The 25,987-nt window shown below is 64.4% G+C and carries 17 protein-coding genes; 7 read left to right on the forward strand and 10 right to left on the reverse strand.

The annotated features are described in order from the left end of the window. Positions 1-74 precede the first annotated feature (74 nt). Together CKJ82_RS07930 and CKJ82_RS07935 are read left to right on the forward strand one after the other, a co-directional pair. Positions 75-2,429, forward strand: coding sequence for an MMPL family transporter (locus CKJ82_RS07930; protein ID WP_095537760.1), 2,355 nt, complete (start codon positions 75-77; stop codon positions 2,427-2,429). After that, on the forward strand, positions 2,410-2,982 hold the full coding sequence (locus CKJ82_RS07935; protein ID WP_095537691.1) for a TetR/AcrR family transcriptional regulator: 573 nt from the start codon (positions 2,410-2,412) through the stop codon (positions 2,980-2,982). The genes CKJ82_RS07930 and CKJ82_RS07935 overlap by 20 nt, the downstream gene beginning before the upstream one ends. Here the strand turns inward: CKJ82_RS07935 and CKJ82_RS07940 are convergent. Then, positions 2,979-4,115, reverse strand: coding sequence for a YihY/virulence factor BrkB family protein (locus CKJ82_RS07940; RefSeq protein WP_095537692.1), 1,137 nt, complete (start codon positions 4,113-4,115; stop codon positions 2,979-2,981). The two genes, CKJ82_RS07935 and CKJ82_RS07940, sit on opposite strands and share 4 nt — an antisense overlap. A 214-nt stretch (positions 4,116-4,329) precedes the next feature. Here CKJ82_RS07940 and CKJ82_RS07945 point away from each other — a divergent pair, with 214 nt between their 5' ends. Continuing rightward, positions 4,330-5,814, forward strand: a complete 1,485-nt coding sequence (locus CKJ82_RS07945; RefSeq protein WP_133064048.1) for an HNH endonuclease signature motif containing protein — start codon at positions 4,330-4,332, stop codon at positions 5,812-5,814. A gap of 9 nt (positions 5,815-5,823) precedes the next feature. After that, positions 5,824-6,228: a hypothetical protein gene (locus tag CKJ82_RS07950; protein WP_095537694.1), complete on the forward strand. Its 405-nt coding sequence runs from the start codon at positions 5,824-5,826 to the stop codon at positions 6,226-6,228. Positions 6,229-6,232: 4 nt separating this feature from the next. Here the strand turns inward: CKJ82_RS07950 and CKJ82_RS07955 are convergent, their stop codons facing one another. From CKJ82_RS07955 to CKJ82_RS07980, 6 genes are all read right to left on the reverse strand, one after another. Next, positions 6,233-7,684: an SLC13 family permease gene (locus CKJ82_RS07955; protein WP_095537695.1), complete on the reverse strand. Its 1,452-nt coding sequence runs from the start codon at positions 7,682-7,684 to the stop codon at positions 6,233-6,235. 190 nt (positions 7,685-7,874) lie between these two features. Beyond that, the gene (locus CKJ82_RS07960) at positions 7,875-10,139 is read right to left on the reverse strand and encodes a zinc metalloprotease (RefSeq protein WP_133064049.1); all 2,265 of its coding nucleotides are present in this window, start codon (positions 10,137-10,139) and stop codon (positions 7,875-7,877) included. Further along, positions 10,136-11,650 (reverse strand): YPDG domain-containing protein, encoded by a 1,515-nt coding sequence (locus CKJ82_RS07965; protein WP_095537697.1) that lies wholly within the window; start codon positions 11,648-11,650, stop codon positions 10,136-10,138. Before CKJ82_RS07965 ends, CKJ82_RS07960 begins: the two co-directional genes overlap by 4 nt. Positions 11,651-11,686: 36 nt before the next feature. Continuing rightward, the gene (locus CKJ82_RS07970; RefSeq protein ID WP_095537698.1) at positions 11,687-13,834 is read right to left on the reverse strand and encodes a hypothetical protein; all 2,148 of its coding nucleotides are present in this window, start codon (positions 13,832-13,834) and stop codon (positions 11,687-11,689) included. Positions 13,835-14,351: 517 nt separating this feature from the next. After that, positions 14,352-16,667, reverse strand: a complete 2,316-nt coding sequence (locus tag CKJ82_RS07975; protein ID WP_095537699.1) for a hypothetical protein — start codon at positions 16,665-16,667, stop codon at positions 14,352-14,354. A 12-nt stretch (positions 16,668-16,679) separates the two neighbouring features. After that, entirely contained in the window at positions 16,680-19,976 is a 3,297-nt protein-coding gene (locus tag CKJ82_RS07980) for a Rib/alpha-like domain-containing protein (protein ID WP_165765409.1), read from the reverse strand. A gap of 295 nt (positions 19,977-20,271) precedes the next feature. Here CKJ82_RS07980 and CKJ82_RS07985 point away from each other — a divergent pair, with 295 nt between their 5' ends. Continuing rightward, positions 20,272-21,468 carry an NAD-dependent epimerase/dehydratase family protein gene (locus tag CKJ82_RS07985; RefSeq protein WP_095537701.1) on the forward strand — a complete coding sequence of 399 codons (1,197 nt, stop codon included), beginning with the start codon at positions 20,272-20,274 and terminating at the stop codon, positions 21,466-21,468. A 4-nt stretch (positions 21,469-21,472) separates the two neighbouring features. Next, positions 21,473-22,591 carry a glycosyltransferase family 4 protein gene (locus tag CKJ82_RS07990; protein WP_095537702.1) on the forward strand — a complete coding sequence of 373 codons (1,119 nt, stop codon included), beginning with the start codon at positions 21,473-21,475 and terminating at the stop codon, positions 22,589-22,591. Here CKJ82_RS07990 and CKJ82_RS07995 read toward each other — a convergent pair. Both CKJ82_RS07995 and CKJ82_RS08000 read right to left on the reverse strand, forming a co-directional pair. After that, on the reverse strand, positions 22,569-23,009 hold the full coding sequence (locus CKJ82_RS07995) for a hypothetical protein (RefSeq protein WP_095553213.1): 441 nt from the start codon (positions 23,007-23,009) through the stop codon (positions 22,569-22,571). The two genes, CKJ82_RS07990 and CKJ82_RS07995, sit on opposite strands and share 23 nt — an antisense overlap. A gap of 8 nt (positions 23,010-23,017) precedes the next feature. Further along, complete coding sequence (locus CKJ82_RS08000; RefSeq protein ID WP_095537704.1) at positions 23,018-24,469, reverse strand: glyceraldehyde-3-phosphate dehydrogenase; 1,452 nt, start codon at positions 24,467-24,469, stop codon at positions 23,018-23,020. Positions 24,470-24,745: 276 nt separating this feature from the next. Between CKJ82_RS08000 and CKJ82_RS08005 the strand changes: the two genes are divergently transcribed. Further along, complete coding sequence (locus CKJ82_RS08005) at positions 24,746-24,931, forward strand: hypothetical protein (RefSeq protein ID WP_095276937.1); 186 nt, start codon at positions 24,746-24,748, stop codon at positions 24,929-24,931. Between the two features lie 6 nt (positions 24,932-24,937). Here CKJ82_RS08005 and CKJ82_RS08010 read toward each other — a convergent pair whose 3' ends face one another. Further along, entirely contained in the window at positions 24,938-25,939 is a 1,002-nt protein-coding gene (locus CKJ82_RS08010) for a 3-hydroxyisobutyryl-CoA hydrolase (protein WP_095537705.1), read from the reverse strand. Positions 25,940-25,987: the final 48 nt, after the last annotated feature.

The following is a 25,987-nucleotide window of genomic DNA, read 5'->3' on the forward strand; positions in this document are numbered from 1 at the left end:
CCTAAACGTTTTCGTAGCGTCGCCCCAAGGTATTACCTTGCACACCGTGCGCAAATTTGCATATGCTGTGCATCATGTCGAATTTCCTATACAAGCTGGGCAGCCGGTCATACCGAAAAGTATGGCCCTTCCTGGCCTTTTGGATAGTTGTCCTCATCGGCGCCGGGGTGCTCGCCTCCAACTTTGCCAAGGCACCCAACCCCTCGTTCTCCATGCCGGACATGGACTCCACCATCACGCAGGAGGAGATGAGCGAGCGCTTTGGCACTGACGCGGATCTCACCAGCGCACCCACCGGCACCGTTGTGATCCAGGCGGAGGGCGACCGCACCCTCGCCGACCAAGACGTGATGGCAAAGGTGGACGAGATGCTCGGTGAGCTGAAGTCCTCCGACGCACTCGCCGATACCGACGCCATCGTGAACCCCGTGCTCGCCGCAGGCGGGATGCAGCAGCAGCTGACCGAGGCGAAGACAGCACAGGGCGTCCCACCGGAGCAGATTGAAAAGGACCTCGCGCAGCTCTCCCCCGTCAGCCCCGACCAAAAGACCGGCACCGTGGACGTCACCTTTGACGCCGAGGCGGTCATGGACATCTCGACTGAGCAGCGCAGCGAGATCACCGACGTTCTGGACAAGTACGACGGCTCCGAACTGCTCAACGTGCAGTACAACGGCATGGCGTTCCAGTCGCAGGAAATGAACATGACCTCCGAGCTGATCGGCCTGGCAGTAGCAGCGGTTGTCCTGCTCATTACGTTCGGCTCCTTCGTCGCCGCCGGCATGCCGCTGCTCTCCGCCGTGATCGGCGTGGGCGTCGGGCTCCTCGGCGTCCAGCTGGCAACGCTGTTTACCGACACGATCTCGGACATGACGCCGATGCTGGCCTCCATGATCGGCCTGGCCGTGGGCATCGACTACGCGCTGTTCATCGTGGCGCGCTTCCGCAACGAGCTCATCAACGGTGCCGGCCTCAACGACCTCACGCCGAAGGAACTAGCGCAGGCGCTGCGCACCATGGACAAGGGCACGCGCGCCCACGCCATGGGCATGGCCCTGGGCACGGCGGGCGGCTCCGTGGTGTTCGCGGGCTTCACCGTGCTCATCGCGCTCGCCGCGCTGTCCATCATCGGCATCCCGTTCCTGTCCACCATGGCGTACGCCGCCGCCGCGACGGTCGCACTCGCTGTGCTGGTGTCCACCACCTTCCTGCCGGCGATGCTGGGCCTTTTGGGCACCCGCGTCTTTGCGGGTCGCGTCCCGGGGCCAAAGGTGCCGGATCCGGAGGACGAAAAGCCGACGATGGGCCTGAAGTGGGCCCGCATCATCCGCAAGCGTCCGTGGGTCATGCTGCTGGCGTCGGTCGCCCTGCTGGGCATCCTGGCCATCCCCGCCGCGGGTCTCCGGTTGGCCATGCCGACCGACGGCACGGCGTCACCAGGCACCCCGGCCCGAGAGGCGTACGAGATGACCTCGGACGCCTTCGGCCCCGGCCGCAACGCCCCCATGATTGCGTTCGTTGACGTGGCCAACGTCGCCGAGCAGGATCGCCCCGCCGCGTTCCAGGATGCGCTGACCGCCTTCAACGAGACCGAAGGTGTCGAGAACGCGCAGATCGTGCAGACCACCGACACCATGGACGCCGCGCAGGTCCTCATCACTCCGACCACGGGCGCGACCGACCCGGCGACCACGGAGACGCTCGAGCGGCTGCGCGACTACCAGTCCGAATTCGCCGGCAGCACCAGCGGCGAGTTCGGCATCACCGGTGTCACCCCGATTTTCGACGACATCTCGCAGCGCCTCCAGGACGTGCTGCTCCCCTACATCGCTATCGTCATCGGGCTTGCGTTCATCGTGCTCATGCTCGTGTTCCGCTCCCTGTGGGTCCCGCTCATCGCCGCGCTCGGCTTCGCGCTCTCCATGGCCGCGACCTTCGGCATCACCGTGGCGATCTTCCAGGACGGCATGTTCGGCATCATTTCCGACCCACAACCGCTGCTGTCCTTCCTGCCCATCATGCTCATCGGCCTCACCTTCGGCCTGGCCATGGACTACCAGGTCTTCCTGGTCACGCGCATGCGCGAGGGCTTCGTCTCGCGCGGCAAGACCGCCGGCAACGCCACCGCCAACGGCTTCAAGCACGGCGCGCGCGTCGTCACCGCCGCCGCCCTGATCATGATTTCCGTGTTCGCCGCTTTCATGCTCATCGACGAGCCCTTCATCAAGGCCATGGGCTTCGCGCTCGCTGTGGGCGTGCTTATCGACGCCTTCGTGGTCCGCATGACCATCATCCCGGCCACCATGTACCTGCTGGATGATCGCGCGTGGAAGCTGCCCAACTGGCTGGACAAGGTGTTGCCCAACCTGGACATTGAGGGCGAGCACCTGCAGCAAACGGTGGAACACCATGAACCTGCGCGAGTCTAAGAAACAGGCAACCCGCGAGGTGATTTCCGACGCCGCGGCGCACATCCTGCTGCACCAGGGGTCAGAGAAGCTCACCGTCGCCCGGGTCGCCGCCGCGGAAGTGTCCCCGCGCACGTTCCACAACTACTTCGCGGACCTGGACGCCGCCCTGCTGGTCTTTGTGGAACGCACCTTTGCGGAGATCGGCGAGGATATTCGCCGCCTCCCGCCCGAGCTCGGGCTCACCGAGGCGTTCGAGCAGATCTGCGTCGACGCACTCACCGGCGACGGGGTCAAGCTGCACTCGGCGTCGACCCTGCTGCTCACCTCGGACCGGCTTGAGCTGATTCGTGGCTCCGCCTGCCCGAACGACGACCGCGAGCGCATCCTGGACCCGGTGGTCAGCGCGCTACAGGAGCGCGCACCCCAGCTGGCCCCCTTCGAAGTCCTCGTGCTACTCAGCGCCTACGGGTCCGCCGCGAGTGTGGCGTTCAAGCGGCACCTCCGCACGCCGAGTGCCGACAGCCAGGCCCTCCTGCACAAGGCGTTCGCCGCCGTGCGCGCGAGCCGCTAGTTCCGCGCGTTTTTTACCTCGCGCGCTGTCCGCGCGATCCACCGCTCCAGCTGCAGGCGCCACCGGGCGCCCTCGCTGGAGCGTGGCCGTGCCTGAATGTGCCGCTCAGAGTCGTACCCTACCTGGAGCTCCTTCGCGCGGAGGATTTCGGCGTCGATCTTCACGCCCTCCAGCAGCACGATGTTCATTACCCACACGAGCGCCAGCACCGCGATCACGGTCCCGAACGCCCCGTACGCGGATCGCACGCCGAACGTGGACATGTAGAGCCCGAACCCCCACCACAACCAGAAGCCGACGAACAGGGCTAACGACGACCCCACCGTCAGCAACCTGAACCGCCCCGGCCTCACATTTGGCGTGAAGTAGTACAACAGCGACAGCAGGATCATCGCCATCAGCACGATCACGGGCGTCCGCACATACACCCACACCGGCAGGAACTTCTCCGTGAGGTAGGTCAGCACATTCTCCACACCGAGCGGCCGCGCCACCGGCCCAAGCACGCTGTGCACGATGCCGTCCGTGAGCAGCGTCCCGATCAGGATCGCCAGCCCACCGACGACGAGCATCAGCGTGATCAGCCACATGGTCACCCAAGTGACCACCACGTTTCGCCCTTCCGAGCGCCCATAGACCAGGTTGGCGTTGCGCGAAAAACTCCGCACGTACGCCGACGCAGACAGCAGCGAGATCAGCAGCGAGACGATTAGCGCCACAGTGCTTTGCGACGGAGTGCCCACAATCGTCTCCATCAGATCCATCGCCTCTCCGCGCAGGGCCTCCGGCACGTACACCTCAACCAGCCCGTCCAGGAGCTGATCGACCGTCCCCGGGTCGCGCCCGAGTAGCAAGGTCGCGATGGCGTACGCCGAGACCAGCATGGGCGCGAGGGACAGCACCGTGTAGTAGGTCAGCGTGGCGCCTCGATCCACCATGGCGTCCGTGGAAAAGTCTGCAAAAAGCCGCTTGAGCACGAGCGTCCAACCGGCCTTTCCCAGCCGGTTCCTGCGACCGAGGGGATTGGGCATCGTGTCTTCCGACGGAGGAAACTCCGGTTCGCCGATGCCGTAGGGCAACACGAAGTCGACGCGTCGCGACGCAATCTCAGGGCCCTTTTCGGCATCTTCCATAGTGCCAGCGTAACGGTTTTCTGTGCGTTGACCTTGTCCTGACACGGCGAAAATCAGCGCGCTTCCAGAGCAGCAGTTTGTGTTCGCACGGACATTCTTTGCGCTTATGTTCGAACGGCAATTGTGCACCACATCGGCACTCTTTCGTACGCCTGTTCTATTTTCGCCGCCAATCTTCGAACCGGTGTTGGGGGCCACGTTTATAGTGCAAGGCATGAACGCTCAACAAGCCCCACCTCGCCCCTACTTCCGAATAGACAGACCCCACGACAGCGATGCGCACCTTGGCCGCAGCCTCCGTGAATCGGAGCACGCACTGTACTCGCGCTTTAGCGACGATGGCGTGGACATCGAAGACTTCGACGTGGTCGTCGATAAGCTTGCTCAGGCCACGGGGTACTCCCGCACCGTCATCCGCTCCGCAGTGCTGTCGTATCACCGGCTGACGGATCTGCCGCGGCTGCGTGCGCTGCACAACGAGCAAAAGCTGCTCACGCTGGGCCACCTGACCGCGATCCGGCGGAAGCTGGAGGAGCTCGGTCCCGACGCCGACGCGGAGATCCTCGCCGGTATCGACGACTTCCTGGTCGAACAGTTCACGCCCACCCGGCAGAGCCAGCCGTTCCCCGACCCTGCCGCCGTCACGCGAAAGTTGCGGGCGCACATCCGGCGCATCGATCCGGCTCTGGGGTACAACCCGAAGAAGCGGAAGGAGCGCGAGGCCCGCCGGGACCACGGAGCCGAGTTCTTCCTCGAGGACTTCGGTGGGATAACAAAGGGCATGATGAACCTGACCACGGACACCGCGACACTGGCCGCCGTGCGCGCGTTCGTGCAGCAATGCGGGTTGGAGCACAAGCTGTCTTCGCACGACACCGTGGTGAAACTGCTCACCGGCGAGATCACGCCGGCAGCGAAGGCGCGAATCCAGGTATACGCGCCGAAGGGGCGCGAGGCGGGGCAGCCAGTGTTCATCCCGGGCTTCGGCTGGACCGAGCCTGACGCCACGATCGCGTTCGACGAGATGTGCGCGCAGACCCCGCCCTCCGTCGCCGACATGGACGGCGTTCGCGAAAACACGACACCCAGCTACGTGCCGACGGCAGACATGCGGGCGCTCGTGGAGGCTCGCGACGGCACGTGCATCTACCCCGGCTGCAACCACCCCGCGGAGCAGTGCCAGTTGGACCACCGCATCCCGTTCGCTGAGGGAGGGGAAACACGCGTGGATAACCTTCACTGCCTCTGCCAGAAGCACCATAACCTCAAGACCGACCGACGCGCCTTCTACGTCGTCGACCCCGCAACCGGGGATGCGATCTGGCTGTACGAGGACGGCACATTTGAGGTTTCGGAGCCTTCCGGGCTGCTGACCGCTCAGTTGGGTGCTGAGGATCCGCGGTGGAGGGCGTCGATAAGCGAAGTGAAGCGCAGGCGCGAACGGGCCGCGGAGTTTCATGCGCGCGGACACGCGATTATGGACCAATACGAGAAAGATCAGGACATCATCGAGTGTGAATTCGCGCTGGACCAGCTCGAAGAACAGTTTGACATGCGCTTTCCGTTCCACCCGGAACCGGAATGGTGGATGGGGCTCACACCACCGGTGGATGCACCATTTCCCGACTATGAATGGGAGGACAACCCGGACAACCTGCGCTTTGACGACGCCAACATTCCGCTCCCGGAGGCCGGTTAGACTCGCACCATGGCATTTCTTGAGCGAATCCGCGCACTGTTCGCGGGCGACCCCACCCTGCCACTCGTGGAGTACCCGGAGGAATTTGAGCGATTCGAGGTCACGCACCTGCACGTTCACACCGCGAACCTGTCCCCCGACACCGACGAAAAGATGGTGATCATCACGACAACGCCCGCCGCGCTCCCCGCTCTTCAGGAGGCGAACGGTCCGGTGCAACTTGTCGCAAAAAACGAACGTCCCGTGACGTTCGTCCCGATGGACAAGCAAGCAGACCCGCTGCTCGACCCGAACCTCGGATGGCTCATTCCAGTGACCGAGGCAACCGGTCGTGAAATTGCGACCATGCAACAAGGCCCCGGCGCGCACGAGCTGAACTCGCTGCACCTGGGCCTTGTGTTAGAGGGCGACTAGGCGGCTACACCAGCCCCATCCACTTCCAGTACGTCGCGGAAAGGAGCAAGATCAACAAGTACGCCACGATGGTCAGCGGGATGCCCGCCCGGAGGAACTGCTTCGTGGTGAACGCGCCCGTGCCGTAGGCCAGCATGTTCTGCGGGGCGGAGATGGGCAGCAAGAACCCGAAGCAGATGACAAACTGCTGGATGATGACGAAGCCGATGCCGCCATTCGGCACGTCGAGCGTCGCAGCGAGCGCGATGAACACCGGGATCAGGGCGGAAGCGAGCGACGTCGCGGACGCAAATCCCAGGTGAATGATGATGTTGAACAGGGACACGATCGCGATCGTGGCGAGGATCGGCATCGAGGAAATGCCCAGCGCGCCAAACGTCTGCTCCGAAAGCCAGGTCGCCGCGCCCGTTTTCAGGAGGAACGAGCCGAGCGAGATGCCCACCGCGAACACGATCAGCGTGCCCCAGTTGATGTGGTTCTGCGCGTACTTGAAGTCCATCACCCCGATGCCCGGCAAGAGCATCACGCCGATCGCCACGAGCGTGATCGTGGACGAGTTGATGGGGTGCAGCAACCCCTCGGTCGCCCAGAAGAGAAGCAGGACCACGGCGATCGCAGTCAGGCGCTTCTCTGCGCCAGTCATCGGCCCCATCTCGTCCAGCTGCTGCTGCACCAGTTCGCGCCCTCCCTCAATGCGATCCACCTCGGGTTTCATGACTGCGAGCATGATGAAGTACAGCGCAATCGACATCAGCACCGCCCATGGCGCGGCCCACAGGAACCACTTGCCCCAGGACACGGTCTGACCCATCTGGTCCTCAATGAAACCGATGGCCACAAGGTTCTGCGCCGCAGCAGTCTTAATACCGACGTTCCAGATCGACACCGCCTGCACCGCAGTAATTACCAGCAGCGCCGACAGTTTCGAATCCACCGTCATGCCGAACGCGGCCACCATGCCCAGGAGGATCGGCACCACGGCGCCCGCGCGAGCGGTTGCGGACGGCACGAAGAACGCGAGGATGATAGAAATCACGATCGCGCCGACGACAATGTGCGACGTCTTCTCGCCCGCAACTTTGAGCACGTTGAGCGCGATGCGCCGGTGCAGCCCCGTCGCCTGCATCGCCGTGGCCAGCGCCAACGCGGCCGCGACCAGCGCCACCGCGCCCGACGAGAAGCCCCCGAGCGCAATGCTCAGCGCCGGGCCCGTGCCGAAAATCTCGCCCGGATTTTCCGGATCGGGCGACAGCCCCACGAGCATGGCGATCAGCCCAATGATCAGCACCGAACTGACCGGGTAGCTCACCGCCTCGGTCACCCACATGATCACGGCAAACGCAAGCATTCCGAGCGCGATCTGTCCCTGCCACTCGATGCTGTCAATGGGAATCAGCAGCACCACGATGAGCGCGATAAACGCGAGGAAAAACGAAATGAGCTTCCCCTTGCTCATCGACGCCCCCTCGTCACCCCCTCCCCGCGTCACCGTTCCCGAATCCGCCGTTTGGTGCGGTTTTGCTGGTTGAGTTGCAGCCGATGCCACGAGAGCCTCCCTACCGAAATTGGTGTTATAACCAATTCTAACCAGGGAAATTGGGCGAAACAAAAGAATACAAACGGTCAGGACCGGGCACTACCAGGCATTAAAACGGAAGCATTCCCGCAGACCAGGCGCCGCCCGCGATGAGCGCGATCACGCCGCCGAGCGCCGCGAGTACCGCGATCACAATGTCGGTGGTGCTGGACCCCCGTGCGGGATCCGAAGTGTTAGACGGCGTCTCCGTCGGCCCAATCGGCGCACCCAGCTTTGCCTCTGCGAGCTCGCGCAGGGTCTTCGGGGCATCCGGGTCCGCAAGCACTTCCTCACGCACCTGCTTCGCCTCGTCCGCGGAGTAGTCCAGGAGCGACAGGTCGTAGTGCTCGGCGAACACCTCCTCGCCGTCCTTGTTGCGCACCGCCACGTCGAGCGGCATCGTTGCGCCCTTGAGGTGCTGCACCCCGGTGATCGGGATGTCGAAGGTCACCGACGGCGTCTCCGCCAGCTGGCCGGGTACGCGGATCGTATCCGAGTAGTGCCCGCCGGGGTACGAGACGTCGACGGTGAAATCGTCCAGGTCCAATCCCAGGTTCCGGAGCTGGGCAGTGACGCTGTTGTCGTTCCGGGAGGTGATGATGGAGTTTGTGGAGGCGTCGATAAGCCTGAAGCCCGCCTGGCCCGCGTTGTGCTCGGCGGCCGCGATCTCCAGGTCCCGCACGAGCATGTCGTTGTGGGTGGCCACGGAATCGTCCGCGCCGGCGGTGGCGTTGACCTTGCCGATGAACTTGCCGCCCAGGTCAAGGTGCTCCCAGTCCGGGGCCACCTCGTAGGCCCCGGTGTAGCAGGTGTAGTCGCCGCAGTGCGGGTCGTCGCCATTGCCCTTGGCCACCGTGTCGCTGTAGTCAAAACGGGCGAACTGGTAGAGGTAGTTCATCACGGACTCGTAATGGCGCAGCAGGTCAGTTGTCTCCACGCGCGTATCCGACAGCGCGGACCCGGTGTGGGTCAGGCCCAGGTTGTGGCCGAACTCGTGCAAAATCGTGTTGCGCACCTGGTCCTGGCCCGTCAGCCCCTCGTGCTTCGCCACGTAAAACACGGAGTCGCTCACAAGGCCCATGCCGGTGGTGTAATCGTCTTTGGCTAGTTGGTCGCCGATGATGCCGACGCGGAAGACGGACTCGCGCGGCCCGAGGAGCCGGTCGCGGTCAGCGGCCAAGCGGGAGTGATGGTCGGCGTCCTTGAAGTAGTACGGCTCAAAGTCCTCGGTCGCGCCGCCGTGGCTCTCCCCGTAGTTGGGGATGTTGTTGAAAAGGCTGCCGGCATCAATGTGCAGGTTGATCCCCTGCCGATCAAAGAGGTCGACGAGCTCCAGGAGCGAGCTTCTCGACGGCCTGTACACGTTCGCATTCGCCGCATTGCACGCCGCGAACTCGCCGAATTGCTCCGCGCTCACGCCGAAGCGCTGCTCGCGGTCGCACCCCAACGTCTCCCATTCGGACTTCGCCCAGTTGAGCTGCAGGTACAGGTCGGGCCGGTGCGGGTCCGCGCCCCACGCCTGTAACGGGAACTGCTCCCCGCTCGCGGTGGTGAAGCCCTGGCGCTCCCACGCGTCCGGAAGCCCGTCGCGGTCCGAATCTACTGCGGATCCCTGCGTGGTGATGTCCATGGTCATGCTGGCATGCAGCTTGTCCCCTGCGGGAACCGCTCGCTCCCAGCGTCCGCGCTGGAACGCAGCGCCATCCGCGCCCACGCGCCCGACCTTGCCCTCGGCTGTGGTCGCGTCCTTGTCGGCCGCGACGCCGGACGACGTGGGGTCCTTGTAGCGCAGCGTCGTCTCGTAGCCGCCGTCCTGCGGGGCGATCATAAACGCGCCGTCCCGGAAGCTCGCCCGGTCCTTGTCGTAGGCGGTGATGCGCGAGTTCATGTCCACGCTGAGTTCGCGGTCCTCGTTGCGCAGGTTGGTCAGGGTGACGTCGACAGCCATGGACTTCTTGCCCACCGTGAACGTCCGTTCCACCTTCACGCCCTGGGACGCGTCTTCGTGCGTCAGGGTGACCACATCTGCGCCGTCTTTGGACGATGTGTGCACCTTCGTCGCGCTCGGCAGATAACGGACGCTGCCGCCGTCGGCGCGCAGCGCGACGTCGAAACTTCCGGCCATAATCCCCGCCACGGAATAGGGATGCTCGAACGTAAACGTCGTAGTGCGCCCCTTCGAGATGTCCATCACCGCGAACCCCTCGTCGTCGGCGCTGGGCGTCATGTGGACACCAAAGGGCATGTCCTCCACGCCCGCAATCGCCGGGCTCGTAGTCCCAATCGCGATCATCGCCGCAGCAATCGCGGCGGCCCCCGCTCCCCTCAGGTTCACCGGGCACCCCCAGAGAAGGTGGTCCACGCCCAGTTGCCCACAGCTCCGGCGACTGCCATCGCGACCATCACCACCGGAATCCACCACGCCTTGCTGAAGTCTTCGCTTTGGTCCGGCGCGTCCGCGGTCAGGGTGACGGTTGTCTCCTTTCCGTCGACGCGCAGCTTGACCGGGTACACCGCACCGCGCATAGCGTCCGATGGCACCGAAGCCTTCACCGCTCCGTGTTCGTCCACGGCGACGTCGGCGCCGCCACTATCGACGATCACCACATCCGTTCCCCCGCCAGCAAGGATTTCCTCCTCCTGCCCCGGTCGCAGCGTGTGCTGTTGGGTCGCTGATTTCGGTGCCACCCGGAGGCGCACCGGCGCCGTCGACTGCGAGCCGTCCGCATAGCTCACGCGCACGTTGACGTCTGCGTCCTTGGCTGTGTCCGACGGAGCGGCGGAGACGGCGCCCGTCGCTGGATCGACGGAGATGGCCCACCCCTTCAGCTCTGGGTTGTCCGCGCGGCGCCACACAAACTGAGCGTCCGCAGGAACGTCGGCGTCACCAGTCTGCTCCACCGTCACCCGTTCCCCTGGCGCCGCGGTGAGCGTCTCCCAGCCGGGGTGGAACTGCTCCGCGGTTGGCAGGTCGTTGACCTGGAAGACGGCCGTGGCCTCAGCGGTGGCGCCGCTGGGCAGGCCGACTTCCAGCGGCACCGTGACCGAATCGCCCGCCTTCGCGCCCGACGCCGCGGTGTCTAGCGTGACCTGGCCAGTCTTTGCGTCCACCCACGCGCCCTCCGAGACGGTGTGGAACGTCATTCCCCCCGGGACCGGTTGGCTGGAAAACTCGCGCCCCTGGTGCCAGATGGTCACCGTCGGCGCCGCGCTCCGCACCTTGCTCCCGACCCGTACCTGCGTCACCGGGTACGTCACGTCCTTCGGGTCCTGCGGTCCGGTCACGCGCACTGGAATGGTCTCGACCTGCCCCGCCGACGTGCGCACGATCAGGTCGTGCACACCCGGTCGCTCGTTCGCCGGGGGCATGGCCTCGACGGTGCCGTCGGTGAACACCTCGGCCCACTCCGGGCCGTCAATGCGCTCCACGGTGACCCCGCTCTCATTGCCCGTCACCGTCGGCACCACGGTTGCACGGCTTCCCGCCGCGACGTTGATTGAGCTCCAGGCGTAGTCGACCGTGCGCTCCGGCCCCGGGATCATCAGGCTCGATTCCAGATCTGCAGTGAGCTCGATCCCAGACTGAGTGTACTCCTCCCCGCCCCAGGTCGCGCGGTAGGCGTACGTGCCGACCGGGACGTCTAATGACACTCTGCCCGCGTAATCGGTCGTGGCCTGGAACGACCCGCCGCTGCCAGTGAGCTCGACGTTGACGTGTTCAAGCGGCCCGGCCGGGGTTGCAACCGTCAGGGTGTAGCGGGCGGTGTCGGCCGCGAGCGCCGCCGGGGCGACCAAGGCGGTGGTGACCGCCGCGCACGCCACGATGGGAGTCGTTGTCCAGTTCATTGTTCCGCCTTGCGCTGTTGAGCTTTGTTGAAGAGTTTAAATCAGGCCGCTCGCCCACGCCGCCGCTGCGCCACCTGCAATGGCCAGCAGGAGGAGCAGCGGCACGACGATGGCCGCCGAGCTGCTGCCGCTTTCCGGCTTGGGCGTTGCCTTGGGGGCTGGCGTTGCCTTCGTGGTCGGTGTTGCTTTGGTGGTCGGCGTGGTCTCGTTGTGCACCTGCGCGATCGCCGGGGTCGACTTCACGGCCCCGCCCATGGGCGTCGAGTCGGCGTTTGGGTCCTCGGCAACCGGGACGGCGAAGCGGTCATCGAAGGTGGTGTTGCCGAGCTCATCGGTCGCGTGGACGTCGAGAGGCAATGCCCCCGGCTCCGTGGGCGTCACGGGCACAGTGATGGTCGTCGAGTTCTTGCCGGAGCGGACGCCGCCGAGCACCACACGCTGGGTGGTGCCGCCGACGGCGACCTCGTAGCGGTGCAGGTCCAGGCCCGGGTTCGTGAGCTTGAGCGTCACCTCGCCGCGCTTGCCGCTGGTCAGGTCGCCCTCGTCGGTGACCTCGACGTCGACGCGGTCACCGCTCGCGTCGGCGCGCTCCATCTCCTTGTCCAGCTTCTTGAGCGCGGCCGTGTCGACCTTGCGCGCGTCAACGCCCGCGGTACCGACGTGGCCGCCGAGGCGCAGGGAGTTAATGAGCAAGTTGTCCCAGTCCGCGGGGACGCGGTAGTCGCCGCGGTAGCAGTTCACGCCCGAGCGGTTGCACTCCTCCGGGAGCGGGCCGCCGGACACGGCCTCCACGTCCGAGTAGTCGAAATAGGAGAACTGGTACAGGTAGTTCATCACGGACTTGTAGTTGGGCAGGTAGTCAGATTTTGGCACCTTGCCCTCAAACTTCAACGAGCCGTTGTGGTTGAGGCCCAGGTTGTGGCCCAGCTCGTGCATGATCGTGTTGCGCAACTGGCTGTCTTCGGTCATGCGCTCGTGCTTGGCCACGTAAAAACCATTATCGCCCACGAGGGAGGTGCCAACCGAGTAGTTGCTCGGGTTCATCTGGTCACCGATCACGCCGACGTGGAAGACGGAGGCACGCTGGCCCAGCAGGCGGTTGACGTTGTCCACCATGCGCAGGCCGGGGATGGAGTTACTGAAGTAGTACCGCTCGTATCCCTCGGTCTGTCCACCGTGGCGGGTGTCGTAGTTCGGGATGTTGGAGTAGGTCTCGCCAGCGTCGATGTGCAGGGAAACGCCGTGCTCATCAAACTTGTCCGCCAGCTCATCCAGGATGTGGCGGGGCGGGCGGTAGGTCCGGGTGTTCGCGGTGTCGCACTGCTCGGCGTCCGGCGTGTTCAGGCAGCCGAGTTTTTCGTACTCGGATTCCATCCAGTTCAGCTGCAGGAAGACATCGGGGCGGTGCGGGTCTGCGCCCCATTCGTTGAGGGGGAGCTGGGTGCCGTCGTCAAGCGTGACGCCCTGTTCCTCCCACTGGTCGGGCAGGCCGTCCTGATCGCTGTCTACGGCGGAGTCCTGCGTATCAAAGGTGATCGTTGCCTTCGCCGTGAGCTGGTCGCCGGGGTCAACCGAGCGGAACCAGCGGCCACGCTGGAACTGTGCGCCGTCGGGGTCGACGTAGCCGACCTCGTCGGTCGCGGTGGTCGCATTGAAGCTGTTTGCCACGCCGGAGAACCCGGGGTCTGCAAACTCCACCAACGTGTCGTAGCCGCCGTAATCCGGGCCGACGGTGAAGCGTTCGCCGTCGAAACTGCCGGTGAGCGTGCGGTTGGTGTTGATGGAATTGGTCAGATCCAGCTGGAAGTAGGCGTCCTCGGAACCCTGGTTCGTGGCGGTGACCTCAACCGTCATCTCGGTGTCGGTGGTGCGCACGACCCGCTCGATTTGCACTCCCTTCGCGGCGTCTGCGTACTGAGCAGTGGTCACCTGCGCGCCCCGCTCATCCTTCGTGGTGACCGGCGCGTTGTCCGGCGCCATAATGCGGGCGCCGTTGACAAGGATGTCGGTGTACAGCGTGTTCGACTGGGTACCCGCAACGGAGTCCTCGTCGTGGTGGGAGAACTGCGTCAGGCGGGAAGCGTCCACTTTTGCCTCGACGGCACCGGCGACCGCGGGCTGCCCGCCCACGACGAGCGCTGCACCGAGCGCGACTGCGATGCAGCGTGATGCCAGCTTCCTCATGCGGCTGCTCCTCAACGTTCTTACCCTGACCATGTATGCGCCGATGCATGAAAACTATTCACGGTCGATACATGAGCCAATGCTTATCATTTCAGTTCTGGTGTCAACTGCTTAAGCTACCCCAAAACCGCAGATTAACAACTTCCCCTTGCCCCAAAACCGCGACCAATCGCCAATTCATAGACACCGGTATATCAGATGTTCGGAAGCGTTCGCAGCTTGTTGAACAATCCTAGATGTGCATATTATTCACCAGGGAGTGTCCTATCAGATGAGAAGCCGTGAGGCTGATTCACACAATCGGAATCCTTTTCTCAGAATTGAGCCGGCATCCGGCCGTTAACTGGCGGAAGTCAACGTTTCTTCATTAAGGTTCGGCTTAGGCATCCTCTTAGGCCAGGTGAATACCTTAGCCGGGACAGATATAGACAATTCGACGCCTGTCAATAATGCGCTTGCCTCGCAGTGCAACGCGAGGCAAGCGCACCTTTTTTAGTGATTTTTAGCACACTTGGCGCTAGATCAGCCCCTGGCTCAGCGCCCACCCTGCTCCTGCAGCGGCAATTCCGCCGAGCGCAAGCAGCACGGCGACCACGATCGCGACGGCAGAAACGGGCTCCTCCTGCTGCCGGGTCGGCTTCTCCGCCTGCTTCTCCGACGGCTTCTTCGTGTTCAGTTTCGTGGCCGCCGCCGGGGCGCGATCGGTCACGCCGTCCAGCTTGGTTTTGGCCATCCGCTTCACCTGCGGCGAGGCGTCGGACTTGAGCACGTCGTTGAGCACGCGCTCCGCCTCCTCAGCGGTGTAGTCCAGCACCGAGAGCTCGTAGCGGTCGGTGAAGACGCTCTCGCCCGAGTGGTTGAAAATCTGCACGTTGACCGGCAGGGTCGGGCCACTGATGCTGTTCGCGTTGCGGATCGGAATCCTCACCTCGCGCTCCGAGCGCTTGTCCTTGATCCCGGCGAGCGTGATCTCCTCGGTGTAGCGCTGCCCGCCCGGGTAGTTGGCCACCAGCGTGAACCGCTCCGCGTCGGCACCAAGGTTGCTGATGGTGCCCGTAGCAAAGTTCTCTTCGCTGGCGGTCACGATGCCGTTGTCGCCGCTTGCAGTGGTGTCCATCTGGAAGCCGGCCTTGCCCACGTTGGCAACGGCGGCGTTTTCTGCCAGCTTGCGGGGAGTTTTTTCGGACTGGTCGTCGTCGTCAAGCTGCCCGGAGCCCGTCGTCACATTTCCCTGGCCGATGTTGAAGCCGGGCAGGTCCAGGTTGGACCAGTCAGCGGGGATGGTGACGGACTGCTCACCGCACCCGCCGCCCTTGACACAGGCGTTTACCCTCGCGTCGGTCGGTTCCTTGGCGTAGTCGAAGTAGCTGAACTGGTACAGGTAGTTCATCACGGACTTGTACTCCGGCACGTACACGTCCCCCGAGAGCGGGTTGTCGGGCACCTCGGGCCCTGAGTGCCCCAGGCCCAGCGTGTGTCCGAACTCGTGGAAGATCGTGTTGCGCAGCTGCTCCTGCGTGGTCATGTCCTTGTGGTCCGCAATGTAGAAGGCGGAATCGCGGACGAGCGCGACGCCGGAGGAACGGTTCCCCTCCGCCATCTTGTCGCCGATGATGCCAAGGCGGAACACGGCCTTGCGGGGCCCAAGCAGGCGATTGCGCTCGTCGAGCAGGCGCTGAGCTTGCGACTTGTCCTGGAAGTAGTACTGCTCAAAGCGCTCGGTCTTCCCGCCGTGGGGCTCCTCGTAGCCCGCGAGCGAGGCGCTCTGGTAGGTCTCGCCCGCGTCGATGTGCAGCGCGATGCCCTCTTTGGCAAAGACGTCCTCCAGGTCGCGGAGGGTCGAGGTGGAAGGGCGGTACGAGTTAACGTTGGCGGTCGCGCAACCGGCGAATTGCTCGAATTCCTTCACCGTCGGCGCGAAGTCATCCTTGCGCGCGCAGTTCAGGGTCTCCCACTCTGCCTGCATCCAGTTGAGCTGCAGGAACAGGTCCGGGCGCTCGGGATCGGCGCCCCACTTCTGAATCGGCAGTTCGGTCCCGTCCTCCAGCTTCAGGCCTTTGAGCTCCCACTCGTCGCGCAGCCCGTCGCCGTCCGTGTCAATCGCGGACTCTTGCGCCGCCACGCTTACCGACGCCCGCGCCTCCACCGATTCGCCAGGATCCAGCACCTCGATCCACTCGCCGGCCTGGAGCTTCGGCGTCCCTTCGCCGATCCCCTTGCTCTGCTCCTGCGTCAGCTGCTCGCGGGTGCCGGAAAAGTTCGGGTCTGTAAAGGACACGGTGGTGTCGTACCCCTCGGACTCCGGCCCCACCTTGTAGGTGTCCGCCTTCGTCTCGCGGGCGCTCACCTGGTAGGGGTTCTGCAGCTCGTTGGCCAGCTCGATGTCTACCTGGCGGCGCTGCTTGCCCGCGTTGTGCGCCCGTACGTCGACGTCGATGCGGTTCCCGTAGATACGGAAGGTGCGCGTGATCTCGACGTCCGAGCGGGCGTCCGTGTAGGTGTAGGTGATCACGTCCGCCCCGCCGTCCTTGCGCACGTCGGTTGACGCGCCCCAGTTGGGTGCGAGGTTCTTTCCATCGATCCAGATGCTTGAGTACACGGTGAACTCGTGAATACCCACCGCGGCCGCGGGGTGGACGTAGGCGAGCCGGGCGCGGGAGTCCTTGCGGACCTCGCCGTCGATCCGCCCCTGCTCTGCGTTGGGGGTCTCGCCGTGGACACGCACGGAGATTTCTCGCTGCTCCGTGGCGGCGGAGGCCTGCGGGACGGCGACGCCTCCGAGCGTGAGGGACGCGCACAGGGCGATGGCAACGGTTTTCAGGGAAGCATGCATGGTATTCACCTCTTAGATCCGGATCCCGAACTGTGAGAGCATCCGACGAATGTGGTCTTGGTTAACGAACGCGGCGTAGCCCACCCCGCCAATCGCGGCGAGGAGGCCGAGGACGATGGGCACCCAGCTGTACCCAGACGATGCGCCCGACGGCGCGTCCTGCGGGGTGGGGGTCACGGTCTGCAGGGCCGGGGCGTTGGCCTCGACATTCTTGATCCGCTGCGAACCGTCCGGGTACGAGACCACCACTGGAACTTGCACCGACTTCTTCTTGGTGACGGTGTCGTCCACGTCGACCGAGAGCTTGCCGGTGCGCTTATCGACGCTCACGTACCACCCCGGCTCGTTGAACTTCTCAGAGAGACCGAAGGTGGTCCCCTTCGGCGCGGTCGCGGTGCCCTTGCTGTCCTTGCTGTCCTTGCTGTCACGGCGTGCTTGCGAATCGGTGGTGACCTTGAGTGGGAGCAGCGCGGTAGTGCCGTCCGGGTACTGGGCGCGAACGCGGACGGTGTACGTGGCGTTGGCGGGCGCGTTCGCGGGAACATCGGCGCGGACCTTGCCGGTGCGCTGGTCAACGTCGACGCGCATGCCTGCGTCGTCCATGAGGACGAAGACGGTGCCCTCGGGGACGGAGCCCTTTGGCTCCGCGGTCACCGAGTTGCCGGTCTTGGAGACTGTTGCTGGGTAGGTCAGCGTGGTGCCCCGCTTCGGCGCCGATGCGGTAGCCACGCCGATCCTCGCGGTGATGGTGCGCTCCGACCCGTCCGGGAAGCGGACCTTCACCGGGACCTTGACCGGCTTGGCGTCGGCAGACGGGGCGGTGACGTCGAGCGCGCCGGTGCGCTCGTTCACGCCAACGACCCACCCGCCAAGTCCAGCGTCCTCGTCGAGCGCGTACTCAGTACCGTCCGGCACGCCCTTGGAGGTATGCGCGGTGATCATCGTGTGCTGCCCGGGCCCGACCAGGACTCCGGCCTCGTAGCTCGGTGCGAGGCGGTCCGCGATCGGGGACTCGACGATTTCAAACGGCACGATCGCTTCGTCCTCCGACCCATCGGGGAAGGTGATGGCGACTTTCACCTTGATGGTGCTGCCGGGTTTCGCGTCCTTCGGCACCTTCAGCTCCACGCGGCCGTCGCTGGCGACGGTCGCGTTCGGGTTTTCAATGATGCGGTACCCGGTGCCCGCCGGCAACGGCTGCCAGCCGTACTTCTCCGGGGTGATCGTGCGGGTCGCGGCCGGCTTCGGGCTGCTGGCCCGCTCCCCCGCGCGGACGGTGCGCGGTTCGTAGGACACGTCGTACAGCGCAGCCTCAGACTGCGGCTTCCCGACCGTGATGGTCACAACGTTGTGCCCTCCGGTGGAGTTGCGGATCTCCGCCGTGTACTTCCCCGGGGCGACATTTGCCTGCGGGGCTGCTGCGACGGTGCCGTTCTGGTCGACGGTGATCCAGGTGGCGTCGAGAAGCGGCTGCCCGTCTTGGCGGGTAACCCCATCCACGACGAAGGTGACGCCTCTGCCGGCGGACTTTTGGGGGTTTGCGATCTCGATCTCGCCCGGGCGGACCTCGATGTCGCCCCAGCCGAAGTTCTCAACCGGTGCGAGCGTGGGTTTGGGTTTGGGCTTCTTCGTGGTGGGGGTCGGCTTGGGTGCGGGTTTTGGCGCGGGCTTCTTCGTGGTGGGAGTTGGCTTGGGTGCGGGCTTCTTCGTCGTGGGAGCTGGCTTGGGCTTTGTGGTGGTCTTCGGTGTGGTCTTCTTCGTCGTGGGAGCTGGCTTGGGCGTTGGCGTTGGCGTTGGTGTGAGCTTGACCTCGAGCGCCTCAGTCTCATTGGGCGAAACCACTACGCTCGTAGTGCTCGCTGTATAACCATCCGCAACCACGTCGACGATGTACGTACCCGGGACAAGGCCCGCGGCCACGAACAATCCCTCGCTGTCTGTGGTGGCGGCAACTGCCCGGGCCGGGTCGTCCTCAGGGTGCACCTTCACCATGGCTCCGGCGATCGGGGTATTGCGGTCCGAGACGACCACCCCGGACAGCGCGCCGGGCAGCAGATTGACCTGAACGTCCGCAGACGCCGTCTCGCCCGGAGCGACGGTCACCCCCTGGTGCACGCCGCCCTCGATCGTTTCTGTCGCGGACACGGAGATGTTGTACGGGCCCGGTTTGAGGTCAGGGAACTGGAACCTCCCGTGTCGATCCGTGACGGTTTCATGCTGGCCGGTGCGTACTTTTACCCCGGCGACGGGGGTGCCGGAGGAATCGACCACGGTGCCGGTAATCGTGCCCGGTTTCGCAGCGACAGGGATGTCCCCCGCCCGGTTGTGCTCGGTGGGCTCGACCCTCACGCCTCTGCTTTTAGGCAGCGTGCGCGTCGAGGCTCCGACACGGATTTTTTGTTCCCCCTCCGGCACGTGGGTGAGGGTAAACGTTCCGTTGGCGTCCGTGGTGGTTTCCAACTCGCCGATGGAGACGGGGACGCCCTTGACGGGATTCTGGTGATCGTCGATCACGCGACCCGTCACGCCGATGGGCGTCAGCTCGATCGGGGTCGGGGTGTATTCCTGGCCGCTCGCCACGGTGAGGGAGACTGGCTGCTCGGCGAAGTACCCGTCCAGCGTGCCCGACTTGATGGTGTAGGTTCGGCCTGGTTCCACGTCGACGAAAGTGACGGTACCGTCCGCGTTGGTGGTTTGGGTTTGGAGGGGTTTGCCGTCGGCGCCAACAAGCGAGACCTCGACGCCCTCGGCCGGCTCGGTGGAGTCGGCGCGCACCACCTTGCTGTGGATGGTGGCGGGCTGCGCATCGAGCGGCTCTGCAAACCCGCGGGCGCCGACGGATGAGTTGTATGCGCGCCAGGGCAACGTGTCCGCGCCAGCGGCGTTGCTGATGAACAGCGCCTCCGCTTGGCCGATGGTCACTGTCTTGGGCAGGGTAATGTCCAGCCATTTGTAGCCGCGGGCGTCCTCGAACCCGTAGCCCGTCAGCGCGCCGAAGTCCTCGGTGACCTTTCCGTTCGTCTTCAGCTGAACCTGATATTTCTCCTCTGCGGGGAAGAACCGATCCACGTTGGAATAGCGGCCCGTTGGCGTTGGGTAGTTCGGGTTCGCTTCCCGGTCAGGCAGGAAGTACATGCGCACGGACCGGACCGATTTCGACTCATAGTCGCCATCCTCGAGTTTGAAGAACCCACCCCAGCTCCGTCGCGCGTTGATGCTTTGATCATCCGTCGTGGCGTAGAGCGCAAACCCGGCTGCCTCATCAAGCACGTCGGCCGCGTGCGCGACCGGGAGCAAGGTGGGCGGCACGGCGACGACACCGGACGCGAGACAAGCAACGACTGTGGCTACGGCGAAATTACGGCTCCGAAAACCCCGCACCATATCAATTCCCAGACTTTCCTTGAGGGCAACACAGGTAACTCCATTAATTTAACTACAGATATGCCTAAACTGCACGTTTGCGGAACGCGGGCCAAATTCCGCGCGAGCGGAGTCGTTTTACTCAGCAAAGGAGGCGCGTGCTGGGTATCGTGAACCGGAGGTGTCGGCGCGCTCAGCGTCGACAAGCTTTTGCATGTGTTGACGGAAAGGTTGTTCGGAAGTGAAGATTGCGGTTCTTGGTGGGGATGGATTCTGTGGCTGGCCGGCCTCGTTGCACCTCTCCGACCTCGGCCACGACGTGGTGATTGTGGACAATCTGTCACGCCGCGCCATCGACGAGGAACTGGGCGTGACCTCCCTGACCCCGATCGCTTCCATTGAGGAGCGCCTGCAGGCGTGGAACGAAATCTCCGGGCACACGATCGGCTTCCGCCATCTCGACGTCGCGCAGGACTACGAGGGGCTGCTCGCCTTTATCCGGGAGTTCCAGCCGGACGCAGTGATTCACTACGCCGAGCAGCGCGCCGCGCCGTACTCCATGAAGACGCCGCGGGCGAAGCGATACACGGTGGATAACAACGTCAACGCGACGCACGACCTGCTCGTGGCCATCGTGGAATCCGGGCTGGACGTGCACGTCGTCCACCTGGGCACCATGGGCGTCTACGGCTACGGCACCGCCGGGATGGAGATCCCGGAGGGCTACCTGGACATCAAGGTGGACACCGAGGACGGCACCACCGTGGAACAGGAGATCCTCTACCCCACCAACCCGGGGTCGATCTACCACATGACCAAGGTGCTGGATCAGAACATCTTCGCCTTCTACGCCAAGAACGACGAGCTGCGCATCACCGACCTCCACCAGGGCATCATCTGGGGCACCCACACCGCGCAGACGCAGCGCGACGAGCGCCTCATCAACCGCTTCGACTACGACGGCGACTACGGCACCGTGCTCAACCGTTTCCTCATGCAGGCCGCCGTGGGCTACCCGCTCACCGTCCACGGCACCGGCGGGCAGACGCGCGCCTTCATCCACATCCAGGACATGTGCAAGTGCATCCAGATCGCCCTGGAGAACCCGCCTGCCAAGGGCGACCGCGTGAAGATCTTCAACCAGATGACGGAGACGCACCGCGTGCGGGACCTGGCGCAGCTCGTCGCAAAGCTTTCGGGCGCCGAGGTGCAGATGGTGCCGAACCCGCGCAAGGAATCCGCCGAGAACGAGCTGCATGTGAAGAACGACACCTTTATCGGGCTCGGGCTCGAGCCCACCAAGCTGGCGGACGGCCTGCTCACAGAGGTGGAAGACGTCGCGCGCAAGTATGCCGACCGGGCGGACCGCTCGAAGATTCCGGCGCGCTCCCTGTGGACGGCCAAGCAGGCCGCGGGTGTGCCGACCGGCGAGCAGTAACCGCATGCGCATCGCGATTATCAGCGAGGTCTTCCTGCCCAAAATCGACGGAGTAGTCACACGCATCACCCGCCATCTCGACCAGCTGGCAGAGATGGGGCACGAAGTCATCGTCTTCGCCCCGGGCAACCCTCCCACGGAGTATGCGGGATTCGAGGTCGTGCCTATCCCCTCGCGGGCACTGAAGGTTTACCCGGAGGTCAAACACGGCATGCTCGGGCCGAAGGCGATCCGTCGCCTCCGCGAGTTCAATCCCGACATCGTGCATGCGGTCAACCCAATTTGGACCGCGGGGTGGTCAACATTGGTCATTTCGCGCCTCTTCCCTGTCATCGCGTCTTTCCACACCGATGTGCCGGAATACTGCGTCAAGCTGGGCATTCCGTGGGTCAAACCCATTGCGAAGTGGGGCCTTCGCACGTTCCACGGCCGTGCAGAAATCAATCTGGTCACATCTGGTCCGATGATGGACAAAGCTGCTGAGTATCGCATCCCCAACGTTCGCCTGTGGCCGAAGGCCGTCGACACAGAACGCTTTACACCAGAGGCTCGTTCAGTGTCGATGCGCGAGCACCTGGGCGGCGGCCCGCTCGTGATGTTCGTCGGCCGTATCTCCGCGGAAAAATCCGTCGAGCGCTGCTTCCCCATCATGGAGGAAGTCCGCAAGCGCGTCCCTGGTGCGCGTATCGCGTTCGTAGGCGAGGGCCCGCTTTACGACGAGGTACGTTCCAGCGCCCCCGACTGGGCCGTCTTCACCGGCTACCTCTCGGGGGCCGAGCTCGCTGCCGCCTACGCTTCCGGCGATGTTTTGTTGTTCCCCTCCACCACCGAAACGCTTGGCTTCGCCGCACTTGAATCCTTCGCGTCGGGCCTTCCGGTCGTGGCTGCCAACGCCGGCGGCCTGCCCTTTGTCATTGACGACGGCGAAACTGGCATCCTTGTGGATCCAGATGCGCCGGAAACCACGTGGGCCGATGAAATTGTGCGCGTGCTCCAAGACGACGCATTGCGCACCCAGCTTTCCACCGCAGCCCGGGCGGAAGCGCAGCGCTGGACGTGGCGAGCTTCCTCAGAGCAGGTGGTCGATTACTACGACGAGGTTATTCGAAACGCAGGACGGTAACCTCGGCGGTCTCCCCGCCCGCGTATTCGCGGGATTCCGTCGCTGTCCGCACTCTCGCCGAAGGATCAATGTCCTGGTAAGGGTCCACACCCGGACCACAGGCATCAACGTTGCGCGGGTCGAACCACTCGATATTTGCGCGGCCGTCTGCGATCACGCCGATGCCGGAGGCGGTCTCCCAAGCCTGGACATCGCCGTCAATGCCGGGCACGTCGTCTGGGTTGAAGCCGAGGCGCTGCGCTTCGGCCTTGTCCGTGTACGGGCAGAATACGTACGCCCGCTCCACTCCCGGCCCCGCCACATCCGCGACGGTGAAGTCTCCGGCGAGCGCGGCGTCCTGCAACCCCATTTCGGTGCCGTGCGCACCGCAGCCGGCCAGCGCGAACACGCTGGCAACGGCGGCGAGCTTACGGCGCATGCCCATAGTTACTTGATGCTCTCCGGAGCCTTGCGCTCCGGGTAGATCTTCGGGCGCACACCCGCGATCTCCTCCACCACGCGCACCACCTGGTGGGAGTAGCCGTACTCGTTGTCGTACCAGACGTAGAGCACCAGGTGATTGCCGGAGGCGATCGTGGCCAGGCCGTCCACCACGGAGGCGTGCGTCGTGCCCAGCAGGTCCGTCGAGACGACCTCGGGCGACTGGATGTAGTCGATCTGCTGGCGCAAGTTAGAGTCCGTGGACACGCGACGCAGGAAGTTGTTGACCTCCTCCTTCTCCACCTCGGTCTCCAGATCCAGGTTGAGCACCGCCATCGACACATCCGGGGTGGGCACGCGGATGGCGTTGCCCGTCAGCTTGCCCTCGAACTCCGGCAGTGCCTTGGACACGGCCTTGGCAGCACCCGTCTCGGTGAGCACCATGTTGAGACCAGCTGCGCGGCCGCGGCGGTCGCCCTTGTGGAAGTTGTCCGCCAGGTTCTGATCGTTCGTGTACGCGTGCACGGTCTCGACGTGGCCGTGCTTGACCCCGTAGCGGTCATTGATCACCTTGAGCACCGGCGTAATGCCGTTCGTGGTGCAGGACGCGGCGGACAGCACCTTTTCGTCGCCAATCATGCCCTCGTTGATGCCGTAGACAATGTTCGGGATGTCCCCCTTGCCCGGCGCGGTGAGCAGGACGCGGTCCACGCCCTTGGACTCGAGGTGCTTGGACAGCCCCTCGCGGTTACGCCACGCGCCGGTGTTGTCCACCACGATCGCGTCATTGATGCCGTAGGCGGTGTAGTCCACCTCAGCCGGATCGTTGGCGTAGATCATCTGGATCGGGGTGCCGTTCGCCCAGATGATTTCCTTTTCCTTATCCACGGTGATCGTGCCGTCGAACGCGCCGTGGACAGAGTCGCGGCGCAGCAAGGACGCGCGCTTCACAATGTCGTCCTCGCCCTTCTTGCGCACCACTACGGCTCGCAGACGCACGCCGCCGTAGGCAGCCTCGCGGGAAATGAGGATGCGGGCGAGCAGGCGACCGATGCGCCCGAAGCCGTACAGGACAACGTCGCGAGCCTGCAGCTCAGAGGAGGTCCCGACGACCTCGGCGAGCTCCTCTTCCAGGAACTCGCGCAGATCCTTGCCATCCGTGCGGGAGTAGTTTTTTGCCAGGCGGCCCAGGTCGATCGACGCGGTACCCAGGTCCATCTTGACCAGTTCCTTCAGGATGGGCAGCGTGTCATCCAGTGGCAGTTCGCGCTCGACGATGCGGCGCGCGTAGCGGTGCGCCTTGATGATATCGATGTCCGTGGCCCCCAGGAGCAGGCGGCCGTAGATAGACGTGACCGCGTTGTGCTCGCGGTGCAGCTGGCTGATCAGCGGGAGCATCTCCTGCGCGAGAGTGAGCTTGTGGTTCCAGTCAGCGGCGGGGGTAGTTGATTGTGTCACTGTAGTCCTCAAATACGGTCGTTGGTGTACGAATCATGTTCGGTTCGGGGGCATTCCGAAGACCCACATGCACCCCTATATTAGCGCGCCCGGCCGCGCGCGATGACGAGAGTTCGCCCTAAAGAAAACCGCGTGTCACCTAGACATTCCCCGGCGCACACATCACACCTTTGATTGGTTCGGTGCCAGTTTCCGCGCACACCCCGGTTCGTACTTTCGCTCAGAGAGGGAGTTCCTGCGGTGCCAACACCGCTACTTCGGCGTAGCATGTCTGCCATGGATTTGAGCTCGCAGCTGAACTACAACATGCATTCCGGCGCGCAGGACCTTCGCGACGCCCTTTTCACCCCGACGACGGAGATCCTCCCCGTATCGTGGCAGGCCTCCCTCGACGACCTGAGCTACTCGGTCATCGGCCTGTGGGACTCGATCGTCCGCGCAGTGGAGACGTTTCTGATTTAACCTCCCCTACTTCAGCACCTCCCTGTACTTCTCCGGCGACGGCTGGGGCGCGAACGACGGCGCCTGATCCTTGTCCACCAGCACCGCGCGCACACCCTCCACAAAGTCCGGCTCTCCGCGCATCAGCTCGCCGAGGACGCGCTCGTTGTCCAGGGAGCCGGCGAGGTCTTGGTTGGCGTTAGCGTGAAAAAGCTCGGCCGCGGCGACGAGCGCGGAGGGCGAGGCCTGCGCGGTAAGTTCGCGGACCTTGGCGCCGAACTCGCCGGCGGCGTCGAGGCGCCCCTCAATCTCGGCCCACGATCCGGCGAAGACCTCCTCGATCTGCTCGTACCACCGGGCAAGCCCGCTCTCGCCGGCGGGGAGGGCGAGGGCGTCGAGGGCGGTGACGCCTTCGTCGATAAGCTTTTCTACAAGCCCTTCAAAAGATTCCACCTTGTGCGAGGCCAGGCCGAGCGCGAGCATGTCGTCCGCAGTCATGCGGTAGCCGGTCAGCCCAAGGAACTTCCCGAGCGCGAGCGACGGGCGGGCCGGCAGGTGCTGCAGCTTCCAGGATTGGCCCACGTCCGTGATGTAACCGATGTTCATCTCCGGCATGGAGGCGAACGCGTCCTTGTGCACCACCAGGTGCGAGCCGAGCGCCGAGATCCCCATGCCGCCGCCCATGTCCACGCCGGAGACCAGCGCGATATACGGCTTGGGGTAGTTGGCAATGTAGTTGTTCATCTCGTATTCCTCGGCGAAGAACGCGCTGATCTCCTCGGTCTTTCCGGCGAGGACGCCCTCGCGCGCGTACTTCACGTCGCCGCCCGAGCAGAAGTGCTTGGAACTCGAGCGGACGATCACCTGCGTGATCGCGTCGTTTGCCTCCCACGCGCGCAGCGCCGTGTAGATGCCGTGAATCATCTCGCCGTTGAGCGAGTTCAGCGCCTTCGGCCGGTTGAGCGTGATGATGCCCGTGGTGCCGCGGGCTTCGACGTTGAGCAATTCGGTATTCAAGGATTCAGTCATACCCCCTAGTGTTGCACATCACAGCGAGTCCGGGTGGGGAGACAGCGG

Source organism: Corynebacterium gottingense (genome assembly GCF_002285125.1).
Lineage (GTDB): Bacteria > Actinomycetota > Actinomycetes > Mycobacteriales > Mycobacteriaceae > Corynebacterium > Corynebacterium gottingense.